General features: G+C 37.7%; 13 protein-coding genes. 9 read left to right on the top strand and 4 right to left on the bottom strand.

Annotated elements, in window-relative coordinates; all coding sequences use genetic code 11:
* The first annotated feature begins 64 nt into the window (after nucleotides 1-64).
* The 7 genes from ACQ4N8_RS16540 to ACQ4N8_RS16570 all read left to right on the top strand — a co-directional run bounded on the left by ACQ4N8_RS16540 (nucleotide 65) and on the right by ACQ4N8_RS16570 (nucleotide 7,700).
* Entirely contained in the window at nucleotides 65-349 is a 285-nt protein-coding gene (locus tag ACQ4N8_RS16540; protein ID WP_430705453.1) for a DUF6809 family protein, read from the top strand.
* Nucleotides 350-604: 255 nt separating this feature from the next.
* Nucleotides 605-1,240, top strand: coding sequence for a hypothetical protein (locus tag ACQ4N8_RS16545; RefSeq protein ID WP_430705454.1), 636 nt, complete (start codon nucleotides 605-607; stop codon nucleotides 1,238-1,240).
* Nucleotides 1,241-1,640: 400 nt separating this feature from the next.
* Complete coding sequence (locus tag ACQ4N8_RS16550; RefSeq protein WP_430705455.1) at nucleotides 1,641-2,210, top strand: hypothetical protein; 570 nt, start codon at nucleotides 1,641-1,643, stop codon at nucleotides 2,208-2,210.
* Between the two features lie 171 nt (nucleotides 2,211-2,381).
* Nucleotides 2,382-3,152, top strand: coding sequence for a hypothetical protein (locus ACQ4N8_RS16555; protein ID WP_430705456.1), 771 nt, complete (start codon nucleotides 2,382-2,384; stop codon nucleotides 3,150-3,152).
* A 241-nt stretch (nucleotides 3,153-3,393) separates the two neighbouring features.
* Nucleotides 3,394-5,664, top strand: a complete 2,271-nt coding sequence (locus ACQ4N8_RS16560; protein WP_430705457.1) for an AAA family ATPase — start codon at nucleotides 3,394-3,396, stop codon at nucleotides 5,662-5,664.
* Nucleotides 5,665-6,326: 662 nt separating this feature from the next.
* Nucleotides 6,327-6,689, top strand: coding sequence for a hypothetical protein (locus ACQ4N8_RS16565; RefSeq protein ID WP_430705458.1), 363 nt, complete (start codon nucleotides 6,327-6,329; stop codon nucleotides 6,687-6,689).
* A 96-nt stretch (nucleotides 6,690-6,785) separates the two neighbouring features.
* Nucleotides 6,786-7,700 carry a hypothetical protein gene (locus ACQ4N8_RS16570; RefSeq protein ID WP_430705459.1) on the top strand — a complete coding sequence of 305 codons (915 nt, stop codon included), beginning with the start codon at nucleotides 6,786-6,788 and terminating at the stop codon, nucleotides 7,698-7,700.
* Between the two features lie 101 nt (nucleotides 7,701-7,801).
* Here the strand turns inward: ACQ4N8_RS16570 and ACQ4N8_RS16575 are convergent, their stop codons facing one another.
* The 4 genes from ACQ4N8_RS16575 to ACQ4N8_RS16590 form a co-directional block, all read right to left on the bottom strand.
* Nucleotides 7,802-8,200, bottom strand: a complete 399-nt coding sequence (locus ACQ4N8_RS16575; protein WP_430705460.1) for a retropepsin-like aspartic protease — start codon at nucleotides 8,198-8,200, stop codon at nucleotides 7,802-7,804.
* 1 nt (nucleotide 8,201) lies between these two features.
* Nucleotides 8,202-8,444, bottom strand: a complete 243-nt coding sequence (locus ACQ4N8_RS16580; protein ID WP_430705461.1) for a hypothetical protein — start codon at nucleotides 8,442-8,444, stop codon at nucleotides 8,202-8,204.
* Between the two features lie 630 nt (nucleotides 8,445-9,074).
* On the bottom strand, nucleotides 9,075-9,455 hold the full coding sequence (locus ACQ4N8_RS16585) for a hypothetical protein (protein WP_430705462.1): 381 nt from the start codon (nucleotides 9,453-9,455) through the stop codon (nucleotides 9,075-9,077).
* On the bottom strand, nucleotides 9,452-9,712 hold the full coding sequence (locus tag ACQ4N8_RS16590; protein WP_430705463.1) for a hypothetical protein: 261 nt from the start codon (nucleotides 9,710-9,712) through the stop codon (nucleotides 9,452-9,454). The genes ACQ4N8_RS16585 and ACQ4N8_RS16590 overlap by 4 nt, the downstream gene beginning before the upstream one ends.
* A 182-nt stretch (nucleotides 9,713-9,894) precedes the next feature.
* Between ACQ4N8_RS16590 and ACQ4N8_RS16595 the strand changes: the two genes are divergently transcribed.
* Nucleotides 9,895-12,531, top strand: a complete 2,637-nt coding sequence (locus ACQ4N8_RS16595) for a LuxR C-terminal-related transcriptional regulator (protein ID WP_430705464.1) — start codon at nucleotides 9,895-9,897, stop codon at nucleotides 12,529-12,531.
* Nucleotides 12,532-13,140: 609 nt separating this feature from the next.
* Complete coding sequence (locus ACQ4N8_RS16600; protein ID WP_430705465.1) at nucleotides 13,141-13,857, top strand: NAD(P)-dependent oxidoreductase; 717 nt, start codon at nucleotides 13,141-13,143, stop codon at nucleotides 13,855-13,857.
* The last annotated feature ends 531 nt before the right edge of the window (nucleotides 13,858-14,388 follow it).

A 14,388-nucleotide genomic window follows, 5' to 3' on the forward strand; every position in this document is an offset into this window, starting at 1 on the left:
AACTTGTCTGGGGGAGTTTAATAAGCTACTCCTTACTTGAATAAAAACAAAAGAGGGCAAGCTAATGAAGAATATTATAGAAGAATTATTTTACGGCAATCTGAACCCTGAAGAACGTATTGTCCCCACTGATCCCGAATATCGTTCGCTCAATAGAAAGATTTCCGATTTGATGGAGGAAGTTAAACAGAGATTTTCGGAGAGAGATTTCGCAGCCCTTGAGGAAATTTTGGATCTGAACGGTGAGTCTAATTCCATGGTTATAAGTGAGGCTTTTGTCCAGGGGTTTAAGATGGGGGCTTTGGTGATGATGGAGGTGTTTTGTGGGGAGGGGAAGGTAGGGAAGTAATTGTTGGAAGTTGGACTGAAAAAGCTATTAATTATTTTGTGTGAGTCTATTATAGAAAATGCTTTCGCAACTCAAAATAGCGGAAGCTTTTTTATTTTCGAGCAAATAACTATTCAATCGTCATATTATTCCAATTTGTAGTAGAATATGACTATGGGTCATATGGACTAACCAAAATTCGAATTATTCATTAATTAGCGGATTCTTGGATAAAGGGTTAGTCGAAATTATTGTAATTATGAAAGGAAGAATTGTATGTATCAAAATGAAATTTATATATCACCAAAATATATTTTGGAAGACTATCTGGATTTGAATTTGTCTTTAAATAGTAATGATCAGGATTGGGATAAAGCAATTGATATATTTGCCGATCGAATTGAAGGGAGATTTCTACTATTAATTCAGCATTACTCGGATAACATTAGATTAGATAATAGATATATCGATTACAGTTTTAGTTCCATGGCATTATGTTGTTTGCTTATAGAAACTCTTCATCAGTTTTATAATGGACTTGACATAACGGTTTTTAGAGGACATAAAGAAGCGTTTGTGAAGTTTTTGACTAGAAGCTTTTTCTTCAGTCGGCATTTTACGTGTAGAACTGCTAGTTTTTTCTACTCGGACATCCGAAATGGGATACTTCATCAAGCACAAACAAAACGAAATACACAACTTTCTTTTAATCAGGAGAATATGGTTACCGAAATTGATAACGGCATTCGTCTGGACGTAATTAAATTTAAAGACGAATTATTAAGCGAATACCAACACTATTTAGATCTTTTAAAACAAAGGATGAATAGTGAATTAAGAGATAATTTTATAAGAAAGATGAATTACATAACGACGGTCAATAATTATGTGGGTGATACGGGAAGAAAATAACATCGACTAACACTGTATATCCACGTTTCAGGGTGACTCTCCAAATGCAGAATAGAATTACGGACTACCCTTACGGGGTTAGTTAAATAAAGTTGTTACTTCTATTTGATGGGCTTCTACGACTTAAACAATTATCCTAAAAATTTATGTTAGGACATCATACTAATTTGCTGGGGGGAAGAAACATGGATGCCAATGAAGTAAAATAACACATAAACAAACTTGAACGAATACGAATGTATTACTCACCCAGTAAATATCTAAGAAAGTTTGTGAATACAACAACTGATATTTATAATGAACGGCATCTATTAAAGTCGATTTCATTTGATAATAATCAATTGAATATATTGTGAAAATTATTGTTGATGATATTGCTTCAAATAGAAGATTTCGAAGAGTGGAATGTTTAAAAATTCTAAAAAAAATGAATAAAAGTCGCAGGCCTGATGAACCTTACAATAAAGAGCTTTTAAGGAATTTATTCTTTCTCTACCAACAATTTATTTTTCTTGGTAATGAAGAGGTTCAATGGGCGGTTAGTACATATATAAAAGATCATCTACTAGATGAAGAACATATAAATTGGTTAATCGACAACTATCTAGAGTCAGAACACATTGTTAATCGATTGCTGAGATATCCAGTGAAAAATGGACAGGTGACTGATTGGGCTCATGATGTTCTAATGTCTGGCAAGCTTCGATCTCGAATCTCTGAGATAGTTGGATTTTTAATTGATGAGAAAGTCCCCGACTTTGTTAAGGAAGACAATACAACTATTATGTGGGCGATATATTATTCTAAATGTTCAAAAGCTAAAAAAAGAAAATTGCTATTAAAACATCTTGATTATGAGAACTACTTAATGGCACTAGAAGTTGCTAATAGGTTGGATATAGGGGAGGTATCCTATGAATTACTTAAACATTATCGAGGTCTCTCTTTAAGTAATGTTGATGTTGTATAACGAAGTATTCATGCAGCGGCCTCTGGTTTTGGATCTCCAGAACTGAAGAGTCGAACAACTATTAACCCTGAAAGGCTAAGTGATGAAGCCACTTGATGTTGATGCACCCTTAATTTATCGGGTTCGTGAATGCAACAATGATAGGCAAAATTATTGTAAAGGATGAAATAAATGACAAGTTTTATTTGGGGACGATCACCTCAGGAAGCATATGAAAATCCGTATGAATACGAAGCTCAGGAACAGTTTTCAAGAGAAGCCAGAGTTTTGATTAGCGAACTCTTCGCTTTTCTAATGAAGAATAATGGAAAATACCCACGGGATGATCGAACAGCAGACAAAGCTATATGGATGCTTTTTGTTGATGGTATAGAGACAATAAACGATTGTCTTAAATTAATTGATTCCAAACAGCATAGGTTGGCTTGTAGATTATTCAGAGATGTTGTTGAGACAATTGACTTGGCTTCGTATTTCTCTAGCTCGGATAAAGATAAAGAAAAGCACTTAAGGAGTTGGTATGACAATGAAATTATTCCAAATAGAGTATTTCGTAATTATGTTTCTGTTACTGTTAGTGAGACAATCTCTCGAGCATATAAAGAATTATATAATGATCTATCAAAACTTAACCATAGAACATACAGATCACTGGCATATTCATACATACTAAGAAAAAGAGAATTCCTTGTTTATGAAGGTGAAAATAACACTGAATTGCTAACGTTACCTCATCCAGTCGCAATGTGCTATGCGTTGCTGGCGGATATAATTACAAGGTATTCAGATAGAATGCTTGAATGTGACGTGATTACTCTTGACGAAATAACATCAGTATGGAATAAAGCTTTAGAGAAAGAAACAGTACCACGTAGGTTCATGACTAGAGATGATTATAGAAGAATGTTTGAGCAAATTAAGAAAGAAAATGACTTCAACTAACATTATATTCACGCTGGGGAGTCTGATTGCTCCTTGATTCGCCCGATGAGATTAAACTGAGCAATGGAATCAGGCACCCCCCCCCCTGTGGATCAAACCTAACTGCAGTCGCGACCCCTGCTATCCTATTGATTTCTAGATAGCGCTTAACGAGATTTTATTAACTATAAATTGACAAATTACTCTATAGCAATGCCTAAATAGGTTAATGGTATTAATTTAAGGGAAGGAAGGGGAACTAATGATTGATCATATCAAAGAAATTAATAATTTTGGTATTTATCATGCATTCTCAAAAAATGCTACGTTATGCTGTTTTAAACAGTTTAATCTCTTCTATGGTTGGAATGGTAGTGGGAAGAGTACCTTATCAAGATTGTTCAATATTTTAGAGAAGAAGGCTATTCCTCAAGAATTTATTAATTCTGATTTTAAAATTATCTTGGAAGATGGATTAGTCATTACCAAGAACAACTTAGTTGATTTTTCTAGAAAAATTTTTGTTTTTAATCAAGAATTTATTGGAGAAAACATTAACTGGAACGAGTCACTCAAGAGTTTATTATTAATCTCAGAAGAAAAGATTGATGAACACAACTGTCTCCAAAAACTAATACAAAAAAGGCAGGAACTACTTCATGAAGAACAACAACTTCGAATCAGTATAGATAATGAGAATAAAGAGATTGATTCTTTCTTATCTGCAACCGCGAAAAAAATCAAACAACATTTTCAAGTTATTGATACTAGCGATCGATACTATTTTAATTATAACAAGACAAAACTAGAAGGAATTATTACAAACATTGATCACTCAACGAAATTCAAAGTATTAAGTGAAGATGAAGTCGCAAAAATAACTACCTCTATTAATCCAACATCAAAAGATACTATTGACCTATCAGTTAGTGGTCTTTCAATTGAGAATTATCAAGAAGCTGCTGGTAGACTAAGCAAGCTTATTAAGACTAGTGTAATTACATATAGTATTGAGAGACTAAGAAATAACTCGGAAATAAATAAATGGGTCGAAGAAGGTTACCATTTACATAAAAATAATAGGAGCACTAATTGTGAGTTTTGTGGTCAAAATTTACCCAAAGAACGGATTCAGGAACTAGATAATCATTTCAGCGATGTATATAAAGAGTTTCTAAACAAATTAAACAATGCTTATTCTTGGATATTATTAAATAGAATTAAAGGTGAATTGCCGGTAACTTCTGCTTTATATGAGGAATTAAAAAATGAATATAATGAAGGTGTTAATGAAATTATCAATATTACGAATAAAATTAATGATTTACTTGACTCTTGGAACAAGATCATAGAACAAAAAATAAAAGATCCGTTTAATACGAACTTTCAAGAAATAACTTTTGATGAGAGCGTATTTCTTACATACAATAAAAGTTTGGGGAAAATAAAAAAGATTGTTGAATCTCACAATAACAAAACAAATAATTTTAAATTGGAAACCGACCGTTTGAAGAAGATGCTCGAGTACCATTTTATGTTGAAAGCCATTGATGATTTTAAATTCATCAGTCGACAAACAAAGATTCGTAATCAACAAGAAAAAAAGAGAGGTATCGAAAACTCTATTAAAGCAAATAATAAAGAGGTAGCTGATTTGGAATCACTTTTATCTAACGAAGTATTTGGAGCTTCGGTTTTTAATAAGCTCATTCATAGTTTCCTGGGTCATAGTGAGTTATCGCTTAGATTCGATAACCGAGATAAAGGATATCGAATTATCAGGAACAATAGATTGGCTAAAAATTTAAGTGAGGGAGAAAAGACTGCAATCGCCTTCGTGTATTTTATTGTTAAGTTAAAGGAAAACGGAAATAAAATAAGTGATAGCATTGTTGTAATCGATGATCCTATTTCTAGTTTTGATTCAAACAATCTATTTCATGCTTACTCATTTCTAATTAACGAGTTTCATGAAGCGCACCAACTCTTTATATTAACACATAATTTTGTTTTTTATAAATTGTTAAGAGATTGGTTAAGCTTTCGTGATAGAAAGGGGAAATCTAGTTTTTATACTATAGAAACTGTTCATTCAGGGGATGAACGAGGATCTCAAATAAAGAACACAAATTCAGCTTTGTTAAACTATAATTCAGAGTATCATTATGTATTTTCAAGAATTTATGACTATAAAAATAAATCAGACTTAAATCTTGACGATGCTTTCCTTGTTTCTAATTTATGCAGGAAATTACTTGAAAGCTTTTTATCGTTTAAATTCCCTAAAAAGAGACGTAGTTTTAATCAACTGGTGAGTGATGCTATATCAGACAGGACTCGGCGCGAAAGAATTTATAGATTTATCAATAAATATTCTCATAATGAGACTATTGAGTTTGAAGATAACACTATTGATAATCTACTGGCTGAAAGCTCTAATATTGTTGTTGAAGTTTTAGAGTTAATTAAAGAACTAGATCTTAATCATTATACTGAACTAGAGAATATAATAACGGAAGGAAAAATTAGTTAGGGTATGTTCCTAAGTTCCATATGACAACCTAGTTAATAGAGCTAAATCTCGTAACCTTTCGATGACGCTAACTATGGGTTCTCGGAATATGTGAATACCAGAATAATATCCCAAAAATTAATTAGAAAGTACCAGTGAAGGGGGAGCCAAATGAAATATGAAGAAAAAATAAAAATTGTGAAATCTCTAGACGAGAGAACTTTTCGAAGTAATGTATTAATACCACTTGTTAATTCAATGGTTTTAATGATGTCAGAGATAATCATGGGGTTTATGAGAAGGGGAAAGATATAATTTTTCGTTCTTTGACACCTTGGGGTGATGTGGAATTTATGCAGCTGTAGTAACAATGAATGATGTTACCGGAAATGTAAGTCATGATAATTTTGCTCGAAGGGCATTAGATCAAATTAAAATGGCCTTATCTCAACCATATACGGATATTTATACAGGAAGAACTAATAAAGTGGACCTATGTTGGTTTATTAGTGCGGGTAACATTAAAGGTGCAAATGGAAAGCATATCAGGTTAATTGGATTCCTTATATTTGGATAGAATCATTACATTTTTTGATATTGATAGAATTATACAATTGATTGATAAATACTATCCTCAATATTGGTTTAGAAAGGAAGAATTAGTTTAGGGCTTTATATATAGAGTGTACGATATCTCTTCCAACGTACTAGATGCACCATACAATAATGAAGAAAATGAGTTGCCCAACATTGGAAGTCTCAAGGAAGCTATTTATAAAATTAAGAAACTTACTTATTCTTTAATGAATGAAATAGAATTTGAATTGCTTGAAAAACTTGAAAAAATAATAAAAAGTAACAATCCATTTGAAATATATGCTTTGTGGGAACAACTCGATTCTGATCGAGCAAGGATAGGGCCAGAAAGTTTCTTAATTGGGTGCAGTAAGATCAGGGAGTTAGATAAGTACATGGAATATCTTTGGGACGATTTAAATGAATATGAAGAGAAGCATAACGTTGAAAGAAGACAATTTAAGAAATAGAGAAGTGGCCGAAAAGTATGGATTTATTAAATTAAAAGAATCTAAGAGAAGAACGTTTCGAGTTAATCTTTTCGGTCAATGGGGGGAAATTAGAATATGAAAGATTTATCACCTACTATTATTTCTTCAATTATTTCTGGGGTTATAGCATTAGCGGCATTGATAGTCTCGACTTTAGTAACAACGAACAAAAATAGAAATGAAGAAAGAAATTATTTTGAAAAAAATCTTAGGGAAAAACTCGAGAACATCTATCTTCCTCTGAAAGTAACCTTCTATTCAAAGAGTATAGAAAGTGCTCTAAGTAACAATGAGGTTGCAAATATAGTGAATAAGTACGGCTATCTTTTAAATCCTGAGACACTAAATGAAATTACAGATTTAATAATCTTCGAACAAAAAAGAAATAATTTTTTTGAGGATGAAGAATATCAAGTTTTAAGAGGAAATGTGATAAACAGATTTAATAAGGAATTTACGGAACTTCAAGAAGTCTATAATAATCACTTCGAGAACTATAAAAAGAAGTATGTAGAGAAAATGTATGAAAAAATTTTAAAAGTATTAGGTAAATTTTTTGTTGGTATTACTATAATATTTTACTCATGCATAATTAGTATTTTTTTATACTATTATCTCAACAAGGATACCACAATAATAAATAATCCTATTTTGAACGTGTTATTTATTGTTGTAGTTTTTATTTCAGTTTCTACAACAGTATCAGGAATTGGGCTGATTCCCGCCAAATTTTTAGAACCTATTCTTAAGAAAATAGGAAAAACAAGAGGATATTTCACAACAGAAGATAAGGTCCCCCAATCAGGGTTTTATATTTGTAGAGCATGTAACAATATTAGAAAAAAAACAAAGTATATGAAGTTTGGCTATTGTGAAGGACATAACAAGAGGGAGATTTTCAAATCTATAATATTAACTAATTTATGGAAATCTAGTAATGAGAAATCTAATAACTCTGAAAACGAATCCCAAGCAAATTTTGATCTGTAAATGATTGATATAGTGAATCTGTTAAACACCTTATTAAACCTAAAAACTACTAGAATAACTGAAAGTTTACCAAGGGAACCTAGTATTTTACTGACCCCAATTTATTCGTAACTAAGTGTTGCCAAATAAATTTCCATACGATTCATATCAATAATCATATTGCCGCTCTTCAAAACATCCAACCCAACAAGCCCATTGATTTGATCGATATCCTCATGAAAAACACCAAAATCAACATAAGTATTGTTCATAATGTAATCACCTTGCTGAACTTGATCGATCAGCTTTTGGAAAGAGTATTCATCTCCTCCAATTCCAAAGCTTCGTACAAGTTTGGCTCCATTTTCAAAGTGAATACCGATCTGTGCCGCGAAATCGGAAGAAATGAGAGTATGGGCTGCTCCGGTATCGATGAATAGATGATCTATGGTCAAGGAGCGTCCTTTATAACGGATCGTCATGGAGGTTTGTAGCAGGTTATCGATATATTCGATCCGCATGTTATCGGCTCCTATAGAATGGAGGTTTTCTTAGCTCGATCGCAATTTTTTCTTGGCCGGTGTGGTAAACGATGTTGTTGTCCTTGCATTTCAGGAGCTCTTTGGTCGCTTCGGAGGGGTCTTGAATGGCTCGAACCAGAGCTACCTCTTCAACGTACTGAATGTTATCTTCCATATAGGAGTCGAGAATTTCGAGCAGTACATATTGATCGGGATAAACCGTACGAACTTCCTGCCATTGCATAAAATCACCCCATTCGTAGTATTTCATCTCTAAAATTATATCATGTTTTGAGAAATAGGAGATAATGGGACGCCTTGGTTAAAGAAGAAACGGGGCTTACCATTTCAAGTTTCGAATTGATTATTGGTGGCCGTATTCGGATTGAAGGAATCTTGTTTATTGTCCCGAAACCCATCGTTTTGAGCCTGCGACAATTTTATTAGCCTCTTCATAAGTTTAAAGGTATTTTCTTGATTTGTAGCATCTATTCGAATCACGGCTATTTTTACTGTGCCGGTGATTTGTACGTGATTAAATATGCGACTATCGCTTATATCGATCCCGTAAAGGTGCTCCTCCAAGTCATCTTCGGATTCTCCCCAGACCATTTTATCGGCTGCGAAAGATGGATCTAGCGAGCCTTCAAGCTCGTTCAGTTTGAGAAAAGCCCTTGATTCATCAGCTTTTTAAAATTGTGCCGGTCCACAACATACATATCTGGATGGTCGGTAAAGAGCGAAATCATGCTTTTTTTCATGCCGGCAACATGATCGAGGTTTGGGACGGGCGAATGAAGTAGTTCGTGCTGAGCAAGAGCAGTTGGGGCGTAACAAAATGAAGGGAGGAACCGGGGGATAAAGTGATTTTGCTTTAATAAACCACAAAGTCTTTGAAGTCGATAATTGCTTGACTTCTTGTGAAATAATCAACCCCGAGTATTGCATCAAAACCGTAAGGGATTTTTGTCATTGCTAATTGTAAAGTGTAATTTGATAGATTGTTTGAATCGATAGAGATTTCGTCTACTGTTTGTTGAAATGCTAGTTCACTTTTGCCGCCAATCCCATACATTCGGACAGCTCTGCCGATTTCGGTGTTAATCATGAGACCGATCGTAGACATGATGTCAGTATCAAATACCGAAATTGCACAGCCCGTGTCGAGGAGAACGTTTTCTAGAGTAATCGTGCTAGATTTATAGCCTAATTTAACGGAAACAAGCGGCAGACCATTCTTCATGACAATCTTCATTGTAAGCCACGTACTCCAGTAAAGGGTTGCTCAATAATCTCAAGATGCTCATGTGAGGTGTGGTAAATGTAATATTCCCGACTGGGATCAGCAAGGTGGTGTTCTTTGTAGGCTTGCCAGGCGCAATTCGTATCATCAAAATCAGAAATAACTGCCAGTTCCTCAACTTGCCGCTGTTTATTGGCGGATTTTGCGGAGATGGCTTCAAATAATACCCAACGATCAGGAAACTGTTTTCTAACCTTAGGCCATTTCATATATAACACCTCAAATCTTTTTTATGATACTTTTATTTTACTATAACAAACATAGAGTTGAAATCAATTGAAAGTAGATCGAAGGCATATGGGAGAAAAAATCATGTTCAATTCCCAAAAGCATACAACCTGTAATAGTCTCGAAGGAGTACATCAGCGATAGCCAAGAGGAAGTGAAAAAAATGAACATCCCTATATTAACCACAAAGCTGCATATTCCTCCGGCGCGATCGAAGGTGGTCCAACGCTCGCATTTGTTCGAACGCTTGTATGAGGGGCAGCAAGGAAAGCTAACGCTAATCTCCGCTTCTGCAGGCTATGGTAAAACCACGTTGGTCAGCGAGTGGCTGGCTGATTGCAGACGTCGGGCCGCTTGGTTGTCGCTGGATGAGGGTGACAATGATCCTGGGCGATTTCTCCTTCATCTTACCGCTGCAATAAAGAAGATCGCTAACATTAACGACCAAGGTGTATGGAAAGCGCTGCAAGCTCCGCAACCGTTGCCGGTCCAATACATACTAACTGCTTTAGTGAATGAAATATCCTCCGGTTCAGATCCATTTATTCTCGTGCTTGATGACTATCACGTCATTGAATCTCAATCCGTGCATGATGCGCTGTCTTTTCTGATCGATCATCAACCCTTACGGATGCATTTGATCCTCATGACGCGCGAAGAGCCGCAGCTGCCGATCGCCAGATTACGGGCAAGAAACCAAATGACTGAACTGCGCGGAAACGACCTGCGTTTCACCCGGCATGAAGCGGCGTTATTTTTTAACCAAATCATGGGGCTTAATTTATCATCTGCAGAGGTACTTTCTCTGGAGGCACGTACAGAAGGATGGATTGTCGGGCTGCAATTAGCTGCGATCTCGATGCAGGGCTGTTCGAATACGACCCAATTCATCTCGTCTTTTACCGGCAGCCACCGTTTTGTGTTGGACTATTTACTGGAGGAAGTCCTTATGCGGCAGTCCGAAAAGGTTCAGACCTTTTTGCTGCATACCTCCGTTCTTGATCGATTTTGCGGCTCCCTCTGTGATGCCGTTCTGCAGAATGGGATGGGAGGAGTTGAAATTCTGGCGTACCTTGAGCGTTCCAACCTCTTCATTATCCCGTTGGATAGCGAGCGTCATTGGTACCGTTACCATCATCTTTTTGCCGATTTGTTGCGGCAGCATTTGTATCATGCCAACAAGGACAAGGCCGAGGAGATCGCCGTTCTACATACCAGGGCAAGCCATTGGTTTGAAGAGAATGACCTTGAGATCGAAGCTTTTCAGCACGCTGCGGCGGCTCAAGATGTGGATCGGGCCGCAGCACTAATCGAAGGAAGGGGAATGCCCCTACATTTTCGCGGCGCCGCTCAGCCTGTATTAAACTGGTTGAAGCGCCAGGACGAGTCCACGCTGAACGAACGGCCGTCGCTCTGGGTGATTTATGCCTCTGCCTTATTGATGATCGGCCAAGTGGACGGGATCGAACAAAAACTATCCGCTGCCGAAGCGGCCATGAAACCTATCGATCCCGATGAGGCAGATCATGATCTAATCGGGCATATGGCATCGATCCGGGCCACGCTTGGAGTCATTCGGAACGAGACGGATACCATTATTGCCCAATCCCTTCTCGCACTGGAGCATCTGCATCCGAATAATCTGCCTGTGCGCGCAGCGACAAGCTGGACGTTAGGCGTTGCCTACCAGCTGCAGGGCGATCGCGCAGCCGCCAGACGAGCTTATACCGAAGCCTTATCGATAAGTCAGCGAATGGGACACCTGATTATTACGCTTATGGCTACTTTAGGTACAGGCCAGATCCAGGAGCTCGACAATCAGTTGAACCTGGCCGTGCGAACCTATAAACAAGTCATTGAGCTGGCTGGCGAACCGCCACTGCCGGCCGCTTGTGACGCATACTTAGGCATGGCTCGAATTTTCTATGAATGGAACGATTTGGAGGCAGCCGAACAGCATATAGGGCAGAGTATCCTGTTGGCCAAGCAGATCGAGAACACGGATAGGCTATCCGCTAGTGAATTATTTGCGGCAAAATTGAAACTCGCCAGACAAGATGTTTCGGCATCGGAAGCTTTGTTAACTAAAGCTCGTCATGAAGTGCAAGAACGATCCTTTACTCATCTTTTGGGCGAAGTTCAACACTTGGAACTGCTTATTTCTCTTCATCGCGGCAGCTTTCCGGAAGCCGTAAAGCATCTGGAAGCTAGTGAATGGCCTGTTCTGCAGTCAAGAATCCATATGATCCAAGGGAACGCAAAAGCGGCTCTGGCCATACTGGGTCCTTTGTATGACCAAGCGAAAGCAAAGCAATGGAAGAACGAACAGCTTAAGCTTCTTGTACTCCAAGCATTGGCCTTTCAGGTCCAAGGCAATATGGAGAGGGCGCTGCAAAGATTAAATGAGGCTTTGACACTAGCGGAGAATGAGGGTTTCGTTCGTCTTTTTGTAGACGAAGGGAAGCCCATGCTTGATTTATTGACGGAAGCGGCTACCCGCCGCATCCAGCCGGATTATACCGGGTTTTTACTATCTCACATGCATCATGGACAGAAGCTCCATGATTTCGCTATTCACAGTCCCCCCATCCGCTTCGAGCCTTTAATCGATGGCTTAAGCGAGCGTGAACTGGAAGTTCTGCAACTGATCGCCCAAGGCCTCTCCAATCAACAAATAGGGGATCGGCTTTTCCTGGCCTTAAGTACAGTGAAGGGGTATAATCGCAACATTTTTGACAAATTACAGGTTAAACGGCGAACCGAAGCGATCGCGCGCGCCAGAGAGCTCGGACTGATATAACCTACTCCGGTCTTAAGCAATGCCTAGAGGCAAGGCTTGGGCCTTTTTTATTTCGAACCCTACTTTAGTATCTACTCGGTCATGCCTTGCGGCAAATATACTATTCATAAAAACACTCTGGCTGATCATCGGGTAAACCTGCATTAGAACGTTCCGATTACCTTGTAAAGTTGTCGGAGATTGAAAGGCAAGTTTTGATTGCAACCTTTTTTCAAGCGGCAATGGCTGTAGGTTGAGCCAGAGTTCTGCAGCTGCCGGCCAAGCTGACGCATTGGATTTTGGTTATCGCTGAATTGCTTAGACAAGGCAGAGATATTTTGGATCATATAGGGATGATATTGCCCTGGAGTATTGGCGGCTTGATCCTCTAGTATGGTCTATACAAAATTAGACTTATCCCAAGGTGGATCTCGATAGGGGGATAATCGGTTCTGCCTTAACTCTTCTGGCTACGTTACTGTTGATGTTGAACATCATCAAATTAGCGAGCCCGGTCTACTTTATCCTAAATGAGCCAATAGCTATTTGCGAGATGTTTCTCGCTATACTTCTAATATTCAGAGGATTCAATCAAGTTGAAATAAAATCTAATGATAACGGAGATGGAATATGAGAGTATTAGTGCTTGGGGCAAGCGGTGCTACCGGCAAACAAGTCGTCAGGCAATTTATCAAAAGACAAATCCATACTCGGATGCTCATCCGAGAAAGTGCGGTTCTCCCCAAAGACGTACAAGAACATCCATTAGTGGAGATCGTAAAGGGGAATATCAACGAGTTAAATGAGGCTGATATGAATCAGCTTCTACGTGATTGTGATGTCATAATCTCCTGTCTTGGTCACAATCTTACGCTCAAAGGGATGTTCGGCAAACCTCGTTATTTGGTATTTGATGCAATCAAAAGAATCTGTGAGACCGTCCCCAAAAGGGCCGACAAAAGGGTGAAACTCATCCTGATGAGTACAACAGGTTATACGAACACGGCATCGGGAGAGACAAATTCACCGGGAGAAAAAATCATCTTATCCTTACTAAATCGCTTGCTTCCTCCTCATCGAGATAATGTTAAGGCAGCAAATTATTTGCTTGCCAAAATGGGTAAAGAAAACGAAAATATCGAGTGGATTGCCGTACGGCCGGATACCTTAGTCAATCAGGATGAAGAGAGTCCATATGAAGTTTGTGAATCTCCGGTAAGAAGCCCCATTTTCAATGCGGGTAAAACAAGCCGAATCAATGTAAGTCATTTGATGGCTGAACTGGCGACGGATGGTAAGCTGTGGGAAAGTTGGGAATTCAAAACTCCGGTGATTTATAATAAATAGAGAGACTTGCTTTCGCTGTTGATCGCCGCGGGTGCGTTGGGGAGCTGCTTCTTGTATTTTAAAAGGCAGGATCGCACGATGGAGGAAGCCATCTCACAAATCTGCCACACGGTGAACACGTTGGCAATGTTAGAGGAATCAATAGGAGGTACTAGATCTACTATCATATTTTAAATAAAATCATTGCAGTCCGCATAATGAACAAGCGGGGGGAGTTATGGAACTGTTAATAATAGTAATTGCTGTAATTATTATTGCCTTTCTAATAGGTATCGATAGAAGCCTACGTATGCAAAATCTTTACAGCAATGAAATAATTAAAAGGTAGGAATGTTACTTAAAAAAGATTACCTTGTTCTGCAGTTGCCGGCCAAGCTGACTTATCGTATTTTGAAGTTATCGCTGAATTGCTTAGACAAGGCAGAGTAGTTTCCTTATCTGCGCTTAGTGTTTGATGTTGTGTAAGCGTTGAAAATTTATATTAGGCGAGTTAAGGAATAAAATATATCCTCTCTTATCCGCAAGTAAAAT

This window comes from Paenibacillus macerans (assembly GCF_050565405.1).
Taxonomy (GTDB): Bacteria; Bacillota; Bacilli; order Paenibacillales; family Paenibacillaceae; genus Fontibacillus; species Fontibacillus macerans_B.

Coding starts and splice junctions, on each gene's coding strand:
- ACQ4N8_RS16595 (WP_430705464.1), top strand. CDS start 9,895: ATGAACATCCCTATATTAACCACAAAGCTGCATATTCCTCCGGCGCGA.
- ACQ4N8_RS16555 (WP_430705456.1), top strand. CDS start 2,382: ATGACAAGTTTTATTTGGGGACGATCACCTCAGGAAGCATATGAAAAT.
- ACQ4N8_RS16585 (WP_430705462.1), bottom strand. CDS start 9,455: ATGAAGATTGTCATGAAGAATGGTCTGCCGCTTGTTTCCGTTAAATTA.
- ACQ4N8_RS16540 (WP_430705453.1), top strand. CDS start 65: ATGAAGAATATTATAGAAGAATTATTTTACGGCAATCTGAACCCTGAA.
- ACQ4N8_RS16560 (WP_430705457.1), top strand. CDS start 3,394: ATGATTGATCATATCAAAGAAATTAATAATTTTGGTATTTATCATGCA.
- ACQ4N8_RS16580 (WP_430705461.1), bottom strand. CDS start 8,444: ATGCAATGGCAGGAAGTTCGTACGGTTTATCCCGATCAATATGTACTG.
- ACQ4N8_RS16545 (WP_430705454.1), top strand. CDS start 605: ATGTATCAAAATGAAATTTATATATCACCAAAATATATTTTGGAAGAC.
- ACQ4N8_RS16590 (WP_430705463.1), bottom strand. CDS start 9,712: ATGAAATGGCCTAAGGTTAGAAAACAGTTTCCTGATCGTTGGGTATTA.
- ACQ4N8_RS16570 (WP_430705459.1), top strand. CDS start 6,786: ATGAAAGATTTATCACCTACTATTATTTCTTCAATTATTTCTGGGGTT.
- ACQ4N8_RS16575 (WP_430705460.1), bottom strand. CDS start 8,200: ATGCGGATCGAATATATCGATAACCTGCTACAAACCTCCATGACGATC.
- ACQ4N8_RS16600 (WP_430705465.1), top strand. CDS start 13,141: ATGAGAGTATTAGTGCTTGGGGCAAGCGGTGCTACCGGCAAACAAGTC.